Origin of the sequence: Krasilnikovia sp. M28-CT-15, from assembly GCF_047159595.1 — a bacterium.
Lineage (GTDB): Bacteria > Actinomycetota > Actinomycetes > Mycobacteriales > Micromonosporaceae > Actinoplanes.
The window spans coordinates 5,491,782-5,508,607 of record NZ_BAAGAK010000001.1; the positions used below are offsets into that span (position 1 = coordinate 5,491,782).

15 protein-coding genes are annotated in these 16,826 nt (G+C 73.7%); 7 read left to right on the top strand and 8 right to left on the bottom strand.

Going from position 1 to position 16,826, the window contains the following annotated elements:
- Positions 1 to 299 precede the first annotated feature (299 nt).
- The gene (locus tag ACMCNO_RS25225) at positions 300 to 731 is read left to right on the top strand and encodes an SsgA family sporulation/cell division regulator (RefSeq protein WP_130508327.1); all 432 of its coding nucleotides are present in this window, start codon (positions 300 to 302) and stop codon (positions 729 to 731) included.
- A gap of 348 nt (positions 732 to 1,079) precedes the next feature.
- Positions 1,080 to 1,535, top strand: a complete 456-nt coding sequence (locus tag ACMCNO_RS25230; RefSeq protein WP_412751924.1) for an RrF2 family transcriptional regulator — start codon at positions 1,080 to 1,082, stop codon at positions 1,533 to 1,535.
- Between the two features lie 39 nt (positions 1,536 to 1,574).
- On the opposite strand, the gene ACMCNO_RS25235 is transcribed toward ACMCNO_RS25230, so the two are convergent.
- Positions 1,575 to 2,567 carry a hypothetical protein gene (locus ACMCNO_RS25235; protein ID WP_412751925.1) on the bottom strand — a complete coding sequence of 331 codons (993 nt, stop codon included), beginning with the start codon at positions 2,565 to 2,567 and terminating at the stop codon, positions 1,575 to 1,577.
- A gap of 87 nt (positions 2,568 to 2,654) precedes the next feature.
- Between ACMCNO_RS25235 and ACMCNO_RS25240 the strand changes: the two genes are divergently transcribed.
- On the top strand, positions 2,655 to 4,640 hold the full coding sequence (locus ACMCNO_RS25240; RefSeq protein ID WP_412751926.1) for a tetratricopeptide repeat protein: 1,986 nt from the start codon (positions 2,655 to 2,657) through the stop codon (positions 4,638 to 4,640).
- 117 nt (positions 4,641 to 4,757) lie between these two features.
- Positions 4,758 to 6,332: a diguanylate cyclase gene (locus ACMCNO_RS25245; RefSeq protein WP_412751927.1), complete on the top strand. Its 1,575-nt coding sequence runs from the start codon at positions 4,758 to 4,760 to the stop codon at positions 6,330 to 6,332.
- Here the strand turns inward: ACMCNO_RS25245 and ACMCNO_RS25250 are convergent.
- Genes ACMCNO_RS25250 through ACMCNO_RS25260 form a run of 3 tightly spaced genes read right to left on the bottom strand, consistent with a single transcriptional unit; the run spans position 6,329 to position 9,893 of the window.
- Positions 6,329 to 7,882 (bottom strand): phosphatase PAP2 family protein, encoded by a 1,554-nt coding sequence (locus tag ACMCNO_RS25250; protein ID WP_412751928.1) that lies wholly within the window; start codon positions 7,880 to 7,882, stop codon positions 6,329 to 6,331. The genes ACMCNO_RS25245 and ACMCNO_RS25250 overlap by 4 nt on opposite strands.
- 38 nt (positions 7,883 to 7,920) lie before the next feature.
- Positions 7,921 to 8,934 carry a YihY/virulence factor BrkB family protein gene (locus ACMCNO_RS25255; RefSeq protein WP_412751929.1) on the bottom strand — a complete coding sequence of 338 codons (1,014 nt, stop codon included), beginning with the start codon at positions 8,932 to 8,934 and terminating at the stop codon, positions 7,921 to 7,923.
- Entirely contained in the window at positions 8,931 to 9,893 is a 963-nt protein-coding gene (locus ACMCNO_RS25260; RefSeq protein ID WP_412751930.1) for a diacylglycerol/lipid kinase family protein, read from the bottom strand. Before ACMCNO_RS25260 ends, ACMCNO_RS25255 begins: the two co-directional genes overlap by 4 nt.
- An 84-nt stretch (positions 9,894 to 9,977) precedes the next feature.
- On the opposite strand from ACMCNO_RS25260, the gene ACMCNO_RS25265 reads away from it, so the two are divergent.
- Together ACMCNO_RS25265 and ACMCNO_RS25270 are read left to right on the top strand one after the other, a co-directional pair.
- Positions 9,978 to 10,754 carry an MBL fold metallo-hydrolase gene (locus ACMCNO_RS25265; protein ID WP_412751931.1) on the top strand — a complete coding sequence of 259 codons (777 nt, stop codon included), beginning with the start codon at positions 9,978 to 9,980 and terminating at the stop codon, positions 10,752 to 10,754.
- Positions 10,751 to 11,365, top strand: coding sequence for a DedA family protein (locus ACMCNO_RS25270; protein WP_412751932.1), 615 nt, complete (start codon positions 10,751 to 10,753; stop codon positions 11,363 to 11,365). The genes ACMCNO_RS25265 and ACMCNO_RS25270 overlap by 4 nt, the downstream gene beginning before the upstream one ends.
- A 79-nt stretch (positions 11,366 to 11,444) precedes the next feature.
- Here ACMCNO_RS25270 and ACMCNO_RS25275 read toward each other — a convergent pair whose 3' ends face one another.
- Positions 11,445 to 12,332: a serine hydrolase gene (locus ACMCNO_RS25275; RefSeq protein ID WP_412751933.1), complete on the bottom strand. Its 888-nt coding sequence runs from the start codon at positions 12,330 to 12,332 to the stop codon at positions 11,445 to 11,447.
- 186 nt (positions 12,333 to 12,518) lie between these two features.
- Between ACMCNO_RS25275 and ACMCNO_RS25280 the strand changes: the two genes are divergently transcribed.
- Complete coding sequence (locus tag ACMCNO_RS25280; RefSeq protein ID WP_412751934.1) at positions 12,519 to 12,857, top strand: hypothetical protein; 339 nt, start codon at positions 12,519 to 12,521, stop codon at positions 12,855 to 12,857.
- Here ACMCNO_RS25280 and ACMCNO_RS25285 read toward each other — a convergent pair.
- From ACMCNO_RS25285 to ACMCNO_RS25295, 3 genes are all read right to left on the bottom strand, one after another.
- On the bottom strand, positions 12,837 to 14,030 hold the full coding sequence (locus ACMCNO_RS25285; RefSeq protein WP_412751935.1) for a cytochrome P450: 1,194 nt from the start codon (positions 14,028 to 14,030) through the stop codon (positions 12,837 to 12,839). The two genes, ACMCNO_RS25280 and ACMCNO_RS25285, sit on opposite strands and share 21 nt — an antisense overlap.
- Before the next feature lie 123 nt (positions 14,031 to 14,153).
- Positions 14,154 to 15,203, bottom strand: a complete 1,050-nt coding sequence (locus tag ACMCNO_RS25290) for a S1 family peptidase (RefSeq protein ID WP_412751936.1) — start codon at positions 15,201 to 15,203, stop codon at positions 14,154 to 14,156.
- A 272-nt stretch (positions 15,204 to 15,475) separates the two neighbouring features.
- Positions 15,476 to 16,813, bottom strand: a complete 1,338-nt coding sequence (locus tag ACMCNO_RS25295; RefSeq protein ID WP_412751937.1) for an FAD/NAD(P)-binding protein — start codon at positions 16,811 to 16,813, stop codon at positions 15,476 to 15,478.
- Positions 16,814 to 16,826: the final 13 nt, after the last annotated feature.

The window sequence follows — 16,826 nt, forward strand, 5'->3', positions numbered from 1 at the left end:
GAAGCGCCGGGTTTCCTGGTCATTTCATCCCCCAGTGTTCCGGCGCCCCGTCACTACCCGGGAGGAATGGACGTTACCGGAGTAAGTCAACTGCTGGACCCACCCGACGCCGGGCGGAGCCGGGTACTTGGGCAGAACAGGACAAGATATCGCTTTAGGTCCTGCTCGAACGGGTTTTCGGAACCGTCTTCCCACTACTGGGTGAGATCAGCGTATGGCGGAGCGTAACGACAGGGATCACCTGAGTATGGGAAAGCGGGGTTCACCGACCCCGCAGCGGTGCCGGGGGGAGTTCGTCCATGAGTACCATTCGTCCAACGACCGTCGAGGTCGAAACATCGCTACGGCTCGTAGCGCCAGATGCCACGGCACTGCCCGTGCGCGCCAGTCTGCGGTACGACCCAGCCGACCCGTACGCCGTGCACGTGTTGTTCCACGCAGAATCAGCCGGTGGGGAAGCCGTGAGCTGGTCCTTTGCGCGCGAACTGCTCGTCACCGGGCTCGACGAGCCCGCTGGGATCGGCGACGTCCGGGTGTGGCCCTGGGCCACGCCGCGTGGCGACTTCGTCGCCCTCGCGCTGTCGTCACCTGACGGCAACGCACTGTTCGAGGTACCCCGCAGTGTCCTCGTCCGCTTCCTCAGGCGCACCTACGTGGTGGTGCCGCGGGGTCGCGAGTCCGAACACCTGGACGTCGACACGGCGGTGAACCGGCTGCTGGCCGGTCGATAGCGACGCGCATTTCCGGGGCGACCCGTGCGGACTCTGCCGGTCCGCGCGGGTCGCTTCTTTGTGTCCCCCGACAGCTCTGCTCGCGTCATTTGGAGTAACTCCGGATAAAACAGACAGACAATGCGCGGCATCGCACCGAATCCACATTCTGCCCATACTTCTTACTTATGCCTCAATGTCGCTTTTGACCCAATTGCCGTGCTGCTGTCTCCGGCATTTCCGAACCCCGCCGGTAGGGCCGGTAGGGCGAGGGGATCCCGGTCCGCCACCATCCGCCGACTGACCGTAATTCCCACAGATTCATGGGGTATGTGCGAGCCGCCCGAACCGACCCGGCATGATAGTGGTGTGCAGATCTCCGCTCGTGGCGATTACGCGGTCCGGGCCGCGCTCAGCCTGGCGCAGTCCTACCCCCAGCTCATGTCCGCGCAGTCCATCGCGCAGGACCAGGACATGCCGCGCAAGTTCCTCGAGGCTGTGCTGGCCGACCTGCGCCGTGCCGGCGTGGTCCGTGCCCAGCGCGGCGCCGAGGGCGGGTACACCCTGTCCCAGGCTCCGCGTGACGTGACCATCGGACAGATCCTGCGCGCGGTCGACGGACCGCTCGCCGGTGTCCGCGGGCTGCGTCCGGAGGAGACCACCTACTCCGGTGCCGCGGAGAACCTGCCCAATCTCTGGGTCGCGGTCCGCTCGGCGGTCCGTGAGGTGGTCGACGAGGTCAGCCTCGCCGAGCTGATCAGCGGACGGATGCCCGCCCACGTACGCAAGCTGACCACCCGCCCGGACGCCTGGCAGCCCCGCTGAGCGACCGTCGCGTGTGTCCGTTCGGCCAGTCGGGCCGTCCTAGCCGCCCGCGACCGCGATCACCACGTCGCCGCCGAGGCGGCCATGCTCCGGGCTCCGGGTCACCGCCCCGGCCGCCAGCAGCGCCTGCAGCACCCGCGTCGCGTCCGCCGCCCGGTAGACCGTCTCCGTCAGCGCGAACGTCCGCAGCTCCGTCACGGTCGCCGGGCCCGCCCCGGCCAGGTGGCTCAGCAGCTCACGCCGCAACGGCCCGGGGTGCGGGGTGAGCGAGATGTCAAGGAGATGCCCCTCCGGGTCGCCCGGGTCGCGGTAGCGCACCCCGGCGTACTCGTCGACCGCCCACAGGGTGTCCTTGAAACCCTCCAGGCTCTTCCCCGCCGCCGTGGCGAAGACCAGCAGCTGGCCCGGGCCGCCGTTCGCGACCAGCTCCACGGCCGCGACCAGCGGGAAGCCCGCACCGCGCAGCGCCGCCCGGTACGCCTCCACCCGTGATCCGCCTTCGGGCGGGGCGCCGAACACGCGAACCGCCTCGTCCGCGTCCAGCCTCTCCAGGGCGCCGGGCGCGAGCACCAGCAACACCTCGGCCGGCTTGCCCGCGGCCAGGGCCGCCACGGTGGCCAGCGCCGGTGGGCCGGGCGCGGCGGTCGCATCGAGATAACCCAGCAGGGGTACGCGGGCGGCCCCGCCCGCCGCGAGCGCCACCGCCAGCCGCGCGTCGGTGCCACCGTCCACGGTGTGCACGCTCAACCCGGCCGTGACACCGGCCGTCCGCTGTGCCGCGGCGAGTCGCCTGGCCGGGACGGCGGTGTCGTCGCCGACCGCCAGCACGGTGAGCTCCCGGCCGCGCACCAGGTCGGACAGTTCGGCGAAGACCCGCAACGCCGCCTCGGCCGCAAGTCCCCCGTCCGCGTCGGCGTACCCGTGCACATAGCTGGCGCGCCGGGCCCGGTGCAGCGCGGCCGGGGCCCACGCCTCCAGGTGACGTACCAGCACCTCACGCCTGACCTCAGCCAGATGGTCGTCGGTGGTCATACCCGCTTTCTACCGCCCCCGGGTTGCGCATGTCGGCTCGGGTCGGCGCGGCGCGGGTCTTGTACCGTGGGTCGCCGAGCAGACACTATGAGGCACGTGCCCCCACCGCTGGCCGAACTCACCGCGCATGCGCAGTCGCTGACGTCCGCCGGGGACCTCGCCGGGGCGCGGGCCGTACTCGCGGACGTCCTCGATCCGACCGACGCGGACCCTCAGCGCGCCACCGCCGACCTCGCGGTCGCCGCTGCCCTGCACGCCCGCATCCTCATCGCCCTCGGCGACCCGCACAGCGCCCGCATCTGGGCCGGATTCGCCCACGCCGCCGAGGAACGGCTGCACGGCCCGCACCACGAACGCACGATCGCCGCCGCGGCCACTCACGCCGCGGTGTTGCAGCGCACCGGCAACCACGGCAGGGCGGTCCAGCTGTACCACGACCTGGTCGCGGAACTGATCACACTGGACGGGCCCGACTCGCCGCGGGTCCTGGCCGCCCAGGCCGACCTCGCGACGGCCGAGCACTCCGCCGGGCAGTGCACCGCGGCCCGGTCGCGGCTCGCCCAGGTCTGGGAGCGACACCGGGCGATGTACGGCGACGCCGCCCCGGCGGGCATCAAGATGCTGGCCCGCCTCGGCGCCATGCAACGCGAATGTGGCCATGAGGCGGCGGGACAGGAGCACGTCACCCTGGCCCAGGAGCTGTGTGCCCGCTACCTGCCCGCCGACCACCCGCTGGCGGTCCAGGTCGACGCGCTGGCCCGCCGGACCGGGCCGGACCAGCACCGGTGCGGCCGGGTCACGCCCTCCGTCGGCCCCGGCGGCCCCCTGCCGGACGGGCCCGAGATCCCGGGCGTGCGGCACGTGCCCGGTGCCGCCCCGGGGGTGACACCGGTGCCCCTGGCGGGTGGACCCGGCGGGCGGCACGCCCGCGCCCACCGTGCCCTGGTCACCCCGCCACCACCCGACCCACCGCGCTTCGTGCCGCCTCCGGCCGACCGGCCACCCACGGTCACCCCGCCACCCGCCGACCCACCGCGCTTCGTGCCGCCGTCACCCGGCCGACCGCTGGTCGCCCCACCACCCGCCGACCCGCCCCGCTTCGTGCCACCCCCGCCCGACCGGCCACCCACGGTCACCCCGCCACCGGCCGACCCGCCATCGTCCGGCCCTGCGCCGTCCGGCCCTGCACCGTCCGACCCTGCACCGTCCGGCCCTGCACCGTCCGACCCTGCACCGTCCGACCCTGCACCGTCCGGCCCTCCACCGTCCGGCCCTCCACCGTCCGGCCCGCTCCGTCTCGCGCCGCCCCCGCCCGAGTGGCCCGCCAGGGTCACCCAGCCCGCGCCCGATGAGTCACCGGGCGGGGCCGGGCAGCGACCCGCGCACGTGGATCAAGGGCAGGCGTACACCGGGCTCGGCGCCGTTCCGGCCGGGCGGCCCGCGCCGATGGGCTGGCAACCATCCCTGGTGTTCCCGCCGCCGCATCCCGAGCCGGTCCGTACCCTGCCGCCGCCGCACGCCGTGGTGGGCGGGGCAGCGGCCACCCCGCCGGGCAGCAGCCTGGTCGCCGACCGGCGGTTGCCGGTACCGGTCGCGCTGCCGGAACCGGCCCGCTCCCGGCGCTCCGCCGCGCTGGTCACCGTACTTCTGGCCGGGATCGCGGTCGCGGCCGTCGTGGTGGCCGCGACGCTGCCGCGCGGCGGTCCCGGCGAGCCGCCGGCGACCGCCGACGCACCGACGACGGCCGCCGCGGCACCGGCCCCCACGGTGTCCGCCTCCCCCGGCACCCCGGCCTCCGCGCCCGGCGGGGCTCCGCAGGACGTCCAATTGCGGGACAACCGGGACAGCGTGTCGCTGCGGTGGGGCTACCCACCGGGCTCCGAGGGCCCGGTGCTGATCTCCGGAGGCCGCACCGGCCAGCAGCAGCGCGCCTTCCAGCAGTTGCCCGCCGGCACCACCGACTACGTCGTCTACGGCCTGAACGAACAGGCGAACTACTGTTTCACCGTCGCGGTGATCTACGCCGTCGACAACGTCGCCGCCGCACCGCAGACGTGCACGGACCGCCGCTGACCGCTGCCCGTGCAACCGAACTGCACCCGGGCAGGACCTCAACAACCACCGCCTCGCACCGATCGTGAACCTGACCAACCCACGACGGAGGCGCTCGCGGTGACATTGGAAGCGGCGGTGACGGCCAGTCCAGTACTGGCCGAGGACGAGCGTGCTGCGCTCGCCGCCCTGGTCGCTGAGCTGGAGCGCCTACCGGGTTCCCAATTCCGGTCGCTGCCCGGCCCCGCCGCCGAGGCCGAACGCCGCGCCGAGGAACTCGGCGCGCAGGAACTCGTCCAGCGGGCCCGGCTGCTGCGCATCTCGGTGATGTTGCGGGAGGGCCGTTCCGCCGAGGGCGGCCGCGCGGTGCACCAGATCCTCGCCTGGGCGCGGGAGAACCGCTGCGAGTACCTGCTGGCCCGGGCACACCGCGAGCTGGCCATCTTCTACCGGCAGGTCGGCGACGTGTCGGGGGCGCTGACCCACGCCGTACAGTGTGTCGCGCATCTGCCCGAGGACGTGCCGCCCGCGGTACGCGCACGGCACCTGCAGTCGCTGGCGGTGGCGCTCGACGAGAGCGGGTCCGGTGCCGAGGCGGACCGTCGTTTCCGCGAGGCGCTGGACATCTCCACGGAGATCCGTGACGACGAGCTGACCCTGTTCATCCTCAACAACATGGCCTACACGGCGTACGAGAACGAGGACGAACCAGCCGCCCGGGACCTGATCGAGCACATGCGCGCGGTGCAGGCCGGGGGCAGTCGCCCGTTCAGCGCGAACGAGCTGGACACCATCGCCCGCGTGGAGATCATGGGCGGCCGGTACGCGGCGGTCGAGGAGACCCTGCACGCCGTCCTGGACGCGGAGCAGTCGACCGTGCTGGGCAACGAGGGCGACGCGATCGCCATGTGCCGGCTCACGCTCGCCGAGGCCCGCCGCCGCGCCGGGCGCTACGAGGCGGCGCAGGAGGCCCTCGACGCGGCGCTGGGGATGAGCGACGAGCGGGAGCTGGCCGCCGTACGGGCCCAGATCCGCGAGGAGCAGGCCGCGCTGTACGCGGCGACCGGGCGGCACCTGGAGGCGTACGAGGAGCACCGGGCGTTCCACGCCGAGGCGACCGCCCTGCACTCGGCGCAGCGCGAGGCCCGGGCCCGCGCCCTGCAGGCGGTGTTCGAAGCCGCCGAGGCCCGCCGGGCCACCGAGCACTTCCGGGAGATGGCCCACCGCGACCCGCTCACCGGGCTGCACAACCGCCGCTACGTCAACGAGCGCCTGCCGGAGGTGCTGCGCGACGCGGCCGCGCGGCGCACCCCGGTCTCGCTGGCCCTGGTCGACCTGGACCACTTCAAACGCATCAACGACACGCTGTCGCACGACACGGGCGACAGTGTCCTGCAGCACGTGGCGAAGCTGCTCCAGGAGGCGGCCGGCGGCCCGGCGGTGGCCGCCCGGATGGGTGGCGAGGAGTTCCTGCTGATCTTCCCCGGTGTGGGTGAGGCCGAGGCGACCGAGCGGTGCGAGCGGCTGCGGCTGCGCATCCGCGCCCACGCCTGGGAGCCGATCACCGGCACGGTCCCGGTGACCACGAGCATCGGGGTGATCACCACCCCGGAGGGTACGGGCACCCCGTCCGGCCTGCTCTCCCAGGCGGACCGCCGGCTGTACGCGGCCAAGCGCGGCGGCCGCGACCGCGTGGTGGCCGTCGCCGACTAGCCGCCGGCGGTCCGGCGCTCCGCGTCCCGGGCGGCCTGGGCGGCGGTGCGCAGTTCGGCGTGGGGCCGGACGACCCACATCAGGACGCCGAGCCACGCCGCCGTGAGCAGCAGGGCGCCGAGCGCGTCGGTGGGGTGGTGCTCGCCGCGGTACATCCGGGACACCGCCACGCCCGCGGGCATGACCACGGCGAGGACCACGAAGACCCAGCGCCACCACTGCCGGACCCGCGGGACGACGAGCAGCGCGATCGCGACCCACAGGCACATCGTCGCGGCGATGTGCCCGGACGGGAACGACGTGGTCGGCATGACGCCGTCGAGCTGGGCGACCGGCGGCCGGGGACGGCCCACAGACCGCGCGGCGCACAGGAACAGGGTCAGCTCGCCGAGCATCGTGAGCACGAGGAACAGCACCGGCCGCCACTGGCGCCACAGCGCCAGCGCGAGCGGGCAGAACACCAGGCAGACGGCGAGGATGGCGTGCGTGTCGCCGGCCTTGCTCCACAGGTAGCTGAGGTGGTCGAGGTCCGGCGTACGGAAGGTCTGCAGCCAGCCGGGCACCCCGTCGTCGAACCGCCCCAGCCAGGTGCCGCCGGTCAGATGGGTCAGGGCGTACCCGACGGCGTACAACACTCCGAAGATCAGCACCCAGCCGGTGACGATCTCTGCGGCGCCGGTCCACGGGTGGGGCATCAGCTCGGACTCGGCGGGCGTGGGGCGCAACTGTGGTGCGGCCTCCGGTTCGAGCCCCTCCGCGAGCGGGGGAACCGCCGCGCCCGCCGACCGCCGCCACACCCGGAACGCGTACGCGGTGACCCCGAGCCACGCCGCGCCGAGCAGCCAGCCCGCCAGCACATCGGACAGATAGTGCACGCCCAGAGCGGCCCGGCTGAACCCGATCGCCGACACGGTCAACGCGATGGCGCCCGCGAAGTACGGCCGCCCACGGCGGGGCACCGCGGGCAGGAAGACCAGCAGCAGGGCGCCGTACACCACCATGGAGCCGAGCGCGTGGCCGCTCGGGAAGCTGTTGCCGGGCGCCACCGCGACGGGCACGTCCACGATCGGGCGTACCCGGCCGACGAGCGTCTTGAGTGACGGGTCGAGCAGCAGCGCCCCGGTGCCGGCCACCACCAGGTAGATCGCGAGCCGGATCCGACGGCGGATGAGCAGCACGAGTACGGCCAGCACGACCAGCGGCAGCATGAACGGGCGGCCACCGAAACTGGAGACCTCGGTCAGCCCGGACACGACCGCCGGGTGGGGCGCGACGAGATGGTTGAGCGCTTCGGCGACCCCGTGGTCGAGGCGTTGCAGCGGCGCCCAGTGGAAGCGGACGAGCAGCAGCAGTGTGCCAAAGCCGAGTCCGATCGCCACGAGGGCCAGCAGGCCGAGGACGCTGCGCTCGACGAACTGCCGCAGCCGCGCCCCCCGGGCCTGATCGGGGGCCTGTGCAAGGGTCCGTTCGGGGGCCCGCTCATCGGCCTGCTCACGGATCCGCGCGTCGTCGTCGGCGCGCGGCGGCTGGCGGGTGTCGTGCTGGCTCACTGTCGGGGCTCACTTCCGGGTCGGAGGTGAGCGGGTTCCTACCCAGTCGCGTCGCTGCGTACACCGCCGTCGCGTGGGCCCGGCACCTGCGGCTGCGCCTCGGCCGGCGCCCACTGGTCCTCCTGCGCCGGGCGGCGCACCCCGACGCGACGCGCCTCCAGCTGTGCCGCGAACGCCAGGCCCAGGAAGAACGTCACCCCGGTGAGGTTGGCCCACAGCAGCAGACCCATGACCGCGGTGAGCGGACCGTACGTGGCGCCGAAGCCGTCGCTGACCCGGACGTAACCCGCCAGCAGCAGGCTGGCCAGCCACCACAGGATCGTGGTGACGGTCGCACCGAACAGCAGCCAGGACAGCGCGGGCTGGCGGCGGCGCGGCGTGTGGCGGAACAGCAGACCGACGGCGAGCACGATGAGCCCGAGACTGACCGGCCAGCGCACGATGTCCCAGGCCAGCCGCATGCCGCCGGACCAGCCGAGGTGTTCGGCCAGCGAGTCGCCCGCCGCGCGCCCGGCCACCAGCAGCAGGAAACCGCCGAGCGCGGGCAGTCCGGCCACCAGGGCCAGGACGGCCGCGCGGACGTACTTGGCGAGCGCCGGCCGGTCGCGTTCCACTCCGTAGATGCGGTTGGCGCCGCGTTCCACCTGGGCCATCGCCGTGGTGAGCGCGACCAGGCCGGTGAGCAGGCCGAGCGCGAGGGCGAGTTCGCCCGCGTCCGAGTCGCGGTCGTCGCCGAGCAGGTCACGCACGAGCGGCTCGCTGGCGCCCGGGGTGAGCGCCAGCACGGTGTCGGCGACGATCTGGCCGCCCTCCTCGGCGCCCAGGTCGCTGGCCAGCCCGGAGAGTGCGATGAGAAACGGGACGATGGCCAGGCACAGCTGTAGCGCGAACGCGCGGGCGTGGCTGAACCCGTCGCCGTACCGGAACCGGATGAACGCGTCGCGCACGAGCGGCCACCGGCCGTAGCGGCGCAGGGCCAGGAAGGCGTCGTCGGCCGACAGCTCGTCGCCCGGCATCGTCCTGGTCTCGGGTACCGGCTCCGCGGAACTCACCGGGCGTCCTCGCCGGCCCCGTGCGCCGCGCGGCGCACGGCGTCGACGTCGTACGCGAGGTCCGGGTCGCTGTCGGGCTGCGGCACGCACAGCACCAGCGCCCGGTGCCGGACCGTGATCGACATGCCGGTGCCGGGAGCGATGAGGTCGCCGTCGAGCTGGCGCGGCTGCCGGCGCCCACTGCGGATCTCGACCCGCCGGGCGGTGTAGGTCTCCATCAACGGCTTCCGCGGCCGTCCGCGCACCACTCCCCAGGCGAGGGCGGCCCAGTGCAGCAGCGAGTCCGGGCTCAGGATCGCCACGTCCAGCCGCCCGTCTGCCGGGTCCGCGTCGGTGAGCAGCTTGACGCCACCCTGCAGGCGCCCCACGTTACCCACGATGACGGCACGGGAACGCCGCCGCATCGGCCGGCCGCCGTCCAGCGACACGACGATCGGCATCGGCCGGTCCCGCAGGTGCTTGACCGCCCCGGCCACGTACGCGAGCCAGCCGAGGTGTTTCTTGGCCGTCTCGGACGTGCCCTCCAGCATCTGGGCGTCGAAGCCCATCCCGGCCATCACGACGAAGCACCGGTCCCCCACGACGCCGACGTCGATGCGGCGGCGGCCGCCCTGCACCGCGACCTCCACGGCGGTGGCCACGTCGGAGTTCAGCCCGAGGTTGGCGGCCAGCAGGTTGCCCGTGCCCGCGGGCAGCACGGCCAGCGCCACGTCGGTGCCCGCGAGCGCGGTGACACACGCCGTGACGGTGCCGTCCCCGCCGCACACGAAGACCACCTCGGCGCCGTTCGCGACCGCCTTGGTGGCCTGGCCGAAACCCGCGTCGTCGGGGGTGGTCTCGAACCACTCCGGCTCCGGCCAGCCGGCGCGGTCCAGCACGGCACACACGGTACGGCGCAGCGACTCCAGGTCCGGAACCTTGACGGGATTGACGACGACAGCGGATCGGGGGGCCTCCATGCCAGTCAGTGTGCAGCAGCGTGATCACGACGGCGAGTTGAACGCACCCGGACGAGTGTCGGCCCTGTCACGTACGGTGTCCTCGTGGGTGCTACGAGCGTCACCTGGTGGGGGCACAGCACGATGTGGCTGATCGACTCCGGCGTCGCCCTGCTCACGGATCCCGTTCTCACCGACCGGCTGGCGCACCTGCGCCGGATGACCGGGCCGACACCGCGGCTGGCCCATCCCCCCGACGCGGTGCTGCTGTCACACCTGCACGCGGATCATTTCCACCTGCCGTCGCTGCGCTCGGTGCCGGGCGAACCGCTGCTGATCCTGCCGCGCGGCGCCACCGAGCTGGTGGCCCGGGGCCTGGGCGCCCGGTACGCGGACCGCTGCGTCGAGCTGCTGCCCGGCGAGCAGATCGTGGTGCGGGACGTGACGGTCCGGGCCGTACGGGCCGCGCACGACGGCGGACGGGCGCCGTGGTCGCGGCACCGCGCGATCGCGCTCGGGTTCGTCATCGAGGGCGCCGCCCGCACCTGGTACGCGGGGGACACGACGCTGTTCGAGGGGATGACCGCGTTCGGGCCGCTGGACCTGGCGCTGGTCCCGGTCGGCGGCTGGGGCCCCACCCTCGACCCGCACAAGCACCTGAACGCGGCCACGGGCGCGCAGGCGCTGCGACTGGTCCGGGCGTCCTGGGCGGTGCCGGTGCATTACGGGACGTTCTGGCCGGTGGGCCTGAGCCGGATCCGGCGGCACATGTTCCACGAGCCCGGCGACGCGTTCGCCCGGCATGCGGCGACCAGCTGCCCGGACACCAAGGTCCGGGTGCTGGCCCACGGCGAGACGCTGACGATCGGCCCGGACGCGTGATCGGCACCCTGCAGACCCTCAGCTGGCTGTTCGTCGTGGTGTCGTTCGGGGCGATCGTGCCCGTGGTGCCCACCGGGGCGGCGGTCAGCAGCGCCGCGGTGCTGGCGATGCACACCCACCCGCTGACCATCGTGCTGGTGATCGTGGTCGGCGCCGCCGGGGCGTACACGGGTGATCTGGTCATGTACGCGATGTGCCGGGCCGGCGGCGAGCAGTTGGCCCGGCGCCTGCGCTGGCTGCGCGACGGGGACCGTCTCGCCGCGATGAAGGTGCGGCTGCACCGCAACCAGGTCCCGGTCCTGCTGGTGTCCCGGCTGCTGCCCGGCGGCCGGGTGCCGGTGCTGCTGGCGGCCGCCGTGCTGGGGCTGAGCTGGCGCACGTTCGTGGTGGCCAACGCACCCGCCTGCCTGCTGTGGTCCGTGCTGTACGCCGGGATCGGCGTGGCCGGCGGCTCGATCTTCCCGGAGCCGTGGCAGGGGGTGCTGGCCGCGATCGGTCTAGTCGTGCTGATCACCCAGGCGGTGGGGGTGGTCAACCGGCGCCGGGCCGCCCGGGACCCGGCCGCTGCCGACGAGGACCCGAGCCCGTCGGACACCTGCGCCGGGCGCTGAGGCCCCTCAGGAGCGGCTCAGCCTGTTCATCCCCGGCAACCGGACACCGGTTCACGGCCGCTGCCGCGAACCGGAGGGCCTAGTACTTGAGGTGCTGCCGGGTCAGCTTGGCGACCTTCTCCACGACCGTGATGCCACCGGGCATGCTGCCGTGCCCGTGGGACAGCACCGCGATGGAGACGTCCGTGTCGGCGTCGGTGACCCGGCCGACCGTGTTGATGATCCAGCGGTTGCCCTCGGTCGAGCGGGGCAGCCAGCCGTTCTTCACCGTCGGGGTCTCACCGGCACGGGCCACCACAGGCACGCCCCAGTCCTGGTCGGCCTGGACCGTGCTCATCAGGTCGAAGGCGAGCTTGCGGGAGGCCGCGTTGAGCGGTCCATTCTTGTCGACCAGCCTGCCCAGCAGCTTGACCTGGTCGTCGACCGTCGTGCGGGTCAGGCCCCACGAGCCGCTCACCTTGGTCGAGGTGAGCCCGAGGCGCTTGTTGCACGCCCCGATCGCACTCGCCCGGCCCAGGCGGGAGAACAGGGCGGTGGTGGCGTCGTTGTCGCTGGCCCGGATCATCCGCTTGGCGAGGGCCAGCTCGCTGGCGGTGAGCTTGCGGCCGCCGTCCTGCGCGGTGAGCAGCAGGCAGGCCAGGACCTGCACCTTGACCACGCTGGCGGTCTCGTACCGCTCGTCGCCGCGGAACGAGTACCGCTGGCCCGTCCTGCGGTCGAGCACCGCGACGGAGAACTCGGGCACGCTCGCGGCGTACTTCTTCAGCGCCGTGTCCAGGGCCTTGACCCGACGGGTGTGTTCCTGGCGGGCCAGCTCCTGGGCGGTCGGGCCGGCCTGCCCGGGCTCCGCGTTCGCATTCGCGCTCGCCCCCGTGCCGGCGCTCGGGCTCACGGTACGGTCGCCGAACGTGCCGGCGACGGGCAGCACGCCGCCGCCTCCGCCCTCCCGCATGCCGAGGCCGATCAAGCTGGCACCTCCGAGAATGACCACCGCCGCCACAGCGGAAATCCAGAATCCGGTACGTCGCACCCATGCATAGTGCCGTGTCGGAGGCCCTTCTGGCCTGCCCGAAGGCCCGCGCCGGGAAAATCGGCCCGAACTTTCGACCCTCGGCACGGGTTACGTCACGCTGGGTACGCGCACAATGAGCGGATGGCCTTCCCCCTCCCGACGCCCGGCTCCCTCGCCGACCTCGCCCGCGCCGTGGCCGGTCAGGTGCTCGAGTCAGCCGCGTCGATCGCGACCGTGCCCGTGCGCGTCCTTGGTCTGCTCGGGCAGGGTGAGCTGCTGCTGAGCCGGGTCACCCTGCTGGCCGAGCGGTCAGAGGCGGTGATCGAACGGTTCGAGGCGGTGGTCACCGAGGCGGAGAAGGCGGTCGGGGCGCTCCAGGCCATGATCACGACCGCCAACGACGGCCGCCCGGGCGGTGCCGCCGCCCGGCCCCGCAAGCAAGGCCCGGCGCGAGCCCGCTCAGCCGACCCGCAGACGTAGGCCGACCAGCTCGTACGAGGCGATCTCGGGCCGGATGCGCACCTGCGGCGGGTTGACCATCCGCAACCCCGGCAGCGCCAGCAGCCGGGTCAGGAACGTCTCCGTCTCCTGGATCGCGATGTACGCGCCGGGGCAGCGGTGCGGGCCGTCGCCGAAGGCCAGCCCCGCGCCCCCCACCCCGTCGGGCAGCGCACGGCCGGGGCACACCGCGCCGGGATCCGCACCGACCACGGCGTCGTCGAGGTTCGCGGCGGCGACCCCCACGTCCACCCGGACCCCGGCGGGGATGGTCACCGGGCCCTGGGCGCTGGGCAGGTCCAGGTCGGCCGTGGTGGTCCGGTACAGATCGCTGACCACCGGCTCCAGGCGCAGGATCTCGTGCAGGATCGCCACCCGCCGGGGCTCGTCACCCTCGGTGTACGCGTGACGCAGCTCGTCGTCCGTGAGCAGGTGCCAGGCGGCCAGCGTGATGAACTCGCGGGTCGTCACCATCCCGGCGGCCGCGAAGGTGACGCATTCGCCCAGGATCTCGGGTGCCGAGCAGCCCTCGTCGATCAGGTGGGAGATGAGGTCGTCGCGGCGCGCGGCGCGGCGGGCCGCGATCGAGGGCCGTACGTCGCGCCAGTAGAACAGGCCCAGGTTGACGTTGCCGCGCAGCGCGCGCACCGCCGCGCCGGGGTTGCGCCAGCCGGGGGTGCCGCCCTGCTCGGCGAAGAAGCGTTCCAGCCGCCGCGCCATCCCCGCGCCGCCCTCGGTCAGGCCGATGACCTCGGCCGCGACGGCGACGGCCAGCGCGAAGGACAGGTGCGACAGGTCCGCCTCGCCGCGGCGGGTCAGCTCGTCGCACTGCTGCTGGGCCAGCCGTTCCATGAACCCGCGGTACGCCGTGTCCACCTTCTTCGGGGTGAAGTACTTCGCGGTCTGGCGGCGATGTTCCCGGTGCTCGGCGCCGTCGCGGTACAGCACCGGCAGGCGCATCTTGCTTTCCATCCGGCGCGCGTTCTCGATGTTGAAGCCCGCCTGCCGGGTCTCGGTGCTGCGCAGCAGCGCGCGGGCGGTGGTGAAGTCCTGGATCCGCCAGACTCCGTCGGGACCGGCGTGTACCGGGCAGCCCGGCGTCAGCTCGCCGCGGGCGACCTTGCGGGTCGACTCGACCGGGGTCTCGGCGGTCATGCGGGGCTCCTTGTCGGGCTCGGGCCAGTCCGTCGATTGTGCTGGTTTCGGCGGCGGCTGTCATCGGTACGCGCAGAAAGGGTCCCGCGGGGCGGCGGGACCCTTTCTACCGTGGGAACACGATCAGTAGACGCTCACCCCGTACACCGACAGGGGCTCGACGACCGGCTGGAAGAACGTGGTGCCGCCGGAGGAGCAGTTGCCGCTGCCGCCCGAGGTGAGGCCGAGCGCGGTGCTGCCGGAGTACAGCGAGCCACCACTGTCGCCCGGCTCCGCGCACACCGTCGTACGGATGAGACCGGTGACGGTGCCCTGCGAGTAGTTGACCGTGGCGTTGAGCGCGGTGACCACACCCGAGTGGGTGCCGGTGGTGCTGCCCCGGCGGTACACGGTCGAGTTCACCGCGGGCGTGCCGGCCGACGTGATGTCCTGCCCGCCGACCGCGCCCGGGTGCGCCACGTTCGCGTTGGTGTACGCGACGATCCCGTAGTCGTTGCCGGGGAAGCTGGTGCCCGTCCGCGAGCCCAGCGTCGTCGAGCCGTCGGTCCAGGTGGCGCCGATGTTGGTGCAGTGCCCGGCGGTGAGGAAGTAGTAGCTGTTGCCGCTACGGACGTTGAAGCCCAGCGAGCAGCGGGCCCCGCCGGTGTAGATGGCGTCGCCACCGGCGATCGTGGGGCTCAGCGTGCCGGGCAGCCGCTCCAGGCGGGCCCGGTCGCCCAGCCCGGCGACGATCGCCCGGACCGTGGCCAGCCGGGCGCCGGTGACGGTCCCGTCGGCGCTGACGACGACCTGATTGCCGATCGGGTCGACCGCGAACGCGGTGCCGGGGATCGTCAGCCTCGACCGGAGGGTGGCGTCGGCAGCCGCCAGGGCGGCGCCGCTGCGGGTCACGTACCGGGGGGTGGCGCCGGATGCGCGGACCTCGGCGGCGGTGGCCGCGTCGGTGACGTTGACGATCACGGCGCCGCGTTCGTCCACGTAGGATCCCGCGGCACGGGTGCCGAGCCGGGCGTCGAGCGTGCCGGCCAGCACGGAGGTGGCGAAGGCCGGGTCGGCGGCGACCCGGTCCGGGGATGGGGCGGCGGAGGCGGGCGACGCGACGAGCGCGCCGCCCACGAGCATCGCGACGGCCAGGCCGACGATCGGCCGTCCTCGCTTGGCGGGGATTCGCATGGGTTCCTCCCAGGGGGGTGAGAGAGGCACGCCGGTTCGGGGGTACCGACGCTTGTTCCGCAGTATCGAGATATTTCGATGTCAATATCAAGACTGACTGCGAGTGGAGCGCACCTGTCTCGACATCCGCCAAACCGGCCGTGACCTGCGAAGATGGGAGTGCCATAACGCCGGGCTATCACCAGTTCGGGATGCACGCACGCCCCGGAGGAGCTGGCACTCCGCCGGGCCGGTCCGCGCTCCCCGCCGACAACCCGGCGGGTCCAGCCGTTTCAGGCGGCCGCCGGCAGGGCCGCGGCGGACGCCAGGTCGACAGCGATCCCCCGGGCCTGGGTACGGATCTCGGGCACCGCGGTCGTCTCCCACAGCGCGCCGCGGCGCAGTGGGCCGACCAGCCACAGCCGTGGCTGCACCGAGCCGTCGCCCGCCACGACCCGACCCGCCGTGTCGATGTCGAGGCCCAGCCCGTGCGGCCCGACCCGGGCGAAGCCCGCCCGCAGCAGGGCACCGGTCAGCGGGGCCGCCGCGGCGGGCAGCCGGCCCGGCCCGGTGCAGTTGACGATCGCCGCGAACCGGCGTGGCTGCCCCTCCAGGTCGGCCATCAGCCCGCCGCCGGGTGCCGGGGCCAGCCCGGCGAGGCCACCGGCCTGGACGGCCAGGGCGCCGGTGGCGCGCAGCGCGGCGATGCGGTCGGCCACCTGAGGCGCCATCCGGTGCCGGTGACACTCCCAGGGGCGGGCCAGGTGGCGCAGGAACGCGTCCTGCTCGCCCGGGGTCAGCGCACACCACAGCCGGTCCAGATGGGGGCGCAGGCCGTCCACCACGGCCCGCCAGTCTCCGGCCTGACCGGCGCAGGCGCGCACGGCCCGGACCACGTCGCGCAGGGTGCGGCAGTCGGCCAGGGCGGGGACGGTCGCCGGGGCGGCGGTCACGGTGTGGCTCAGCGGAAGCCGGCCGCGACGACTCACCGCGACGATCGTGCGGTCGCCGCCCTCGGCGGTGAGGGTCAGGGCGAGGTCGACCGCGGTCAGGCCGGTGCCGACCAGCAGGACGGGCGCCGCCTCCGGGACGTTCGCCAGCGCGCCGGGGCGCCACGGATCGGCCACGTACGCCGGGTGGGTGGCGAGGCGGGCGGGGATGCCGGGCGGCCGGGCCCCGGTGGGACCGCCGACCGCGAGTACGACGTGGTCGGCGAAGACGATGGTGCCGTCCGCGAGGGACACCGCCACGCCGGTGCGGCCGGGATACAGCGACCGTACGGGGGCGCGGCGGATGGTGCACCGGCCGGGGTGGGCGGCAACGGCCTCGTCCAGGACGTCGCGCAGGTACCGGCCGTAGTCGCGGCGACCCAGGAACGCGTCGGGGTCGGCGCCGAGACCACGCGCGCGGGCCCAGCGGACGAAGTGGCCCGCGTCGTCGGGGTCGGCGCTCATCGCCCCGGCCCGCGAGTTGAGCAGATGCCACGGCTGCGCGGCGCCGTACGCGACCCCGCCGCCCAGCTCCCCCGGTTCGATCAGCACCACGTCGTCGTCGCTGCCGCGCAGCACCTCGCGTGCGGCCAGCACGCCGGCACATCCGCCTCCGACCACGACCACGGTTCGCCGCCCCATTGCGCCTCCCATG

Bases quoted from the DNA above. Each gene is read 5' to 3' on its own strand.
- ACMCNO_RS25290 (WP_412751936.1), bottom strand. From the start codon at position 15,203: ATGCGAATCCCCGCCAAGCGAGGACGGCCGATCGTCGGCCTGGCCGTC.
- ACMCNO_RS25260 (WP_412751930.1), bottom strand. From the start codon at position 9,893: ATGGAGGCCCCCCGATCCGCTGTCGTCGTCAATCCCGTCAAGGTTCCG.
- ACMCNO_RS25225 (WP_130508327.1), top strand. From the start codon at position 300: ATGAGTACCATTCGTCCAACGACCGTCGAGGTCGAAACATCGCTACGG.
- ACMCNO_RS25295 (WP_412751937.1), bottom strand. From the start codon at position 16,813: ATGGGGCGGCGAACCGTGGTCGTGGTCGGAGGCGGATGTGCCGGCGTG.
- ACMCNO_RS25235 (WP_412751925.1), bottom strand. From the start codon at position 2,567: ATGACCACCGACGACCATCTGGCTGAGGTCAGGCGTGAGGTGCTGGTA.
- ACMCNO_RS25240 (WP_412751926.1), top strand. From the start codon at position 2,655: ATGAGGCACGTGCCCCCACCGCTGGCCGAACTCACCGCGCATGCGCAG.
- ACMCNO_RS25280 (WP_412751934.1), top strand. From the start codon at position 12,519: ATGGCCTTCCCCCTCCCGACGCCCGGCTCCCTCGCCGACCTCGCCCGC.
- ACMCNO_RS25285 (WP_412751935.1), bottom strand. From the start codon at position 14,030: ATGACCGCCGAGACCCCGGTCGAGTCGACCCGCAAGGTCGCCCGCGGC.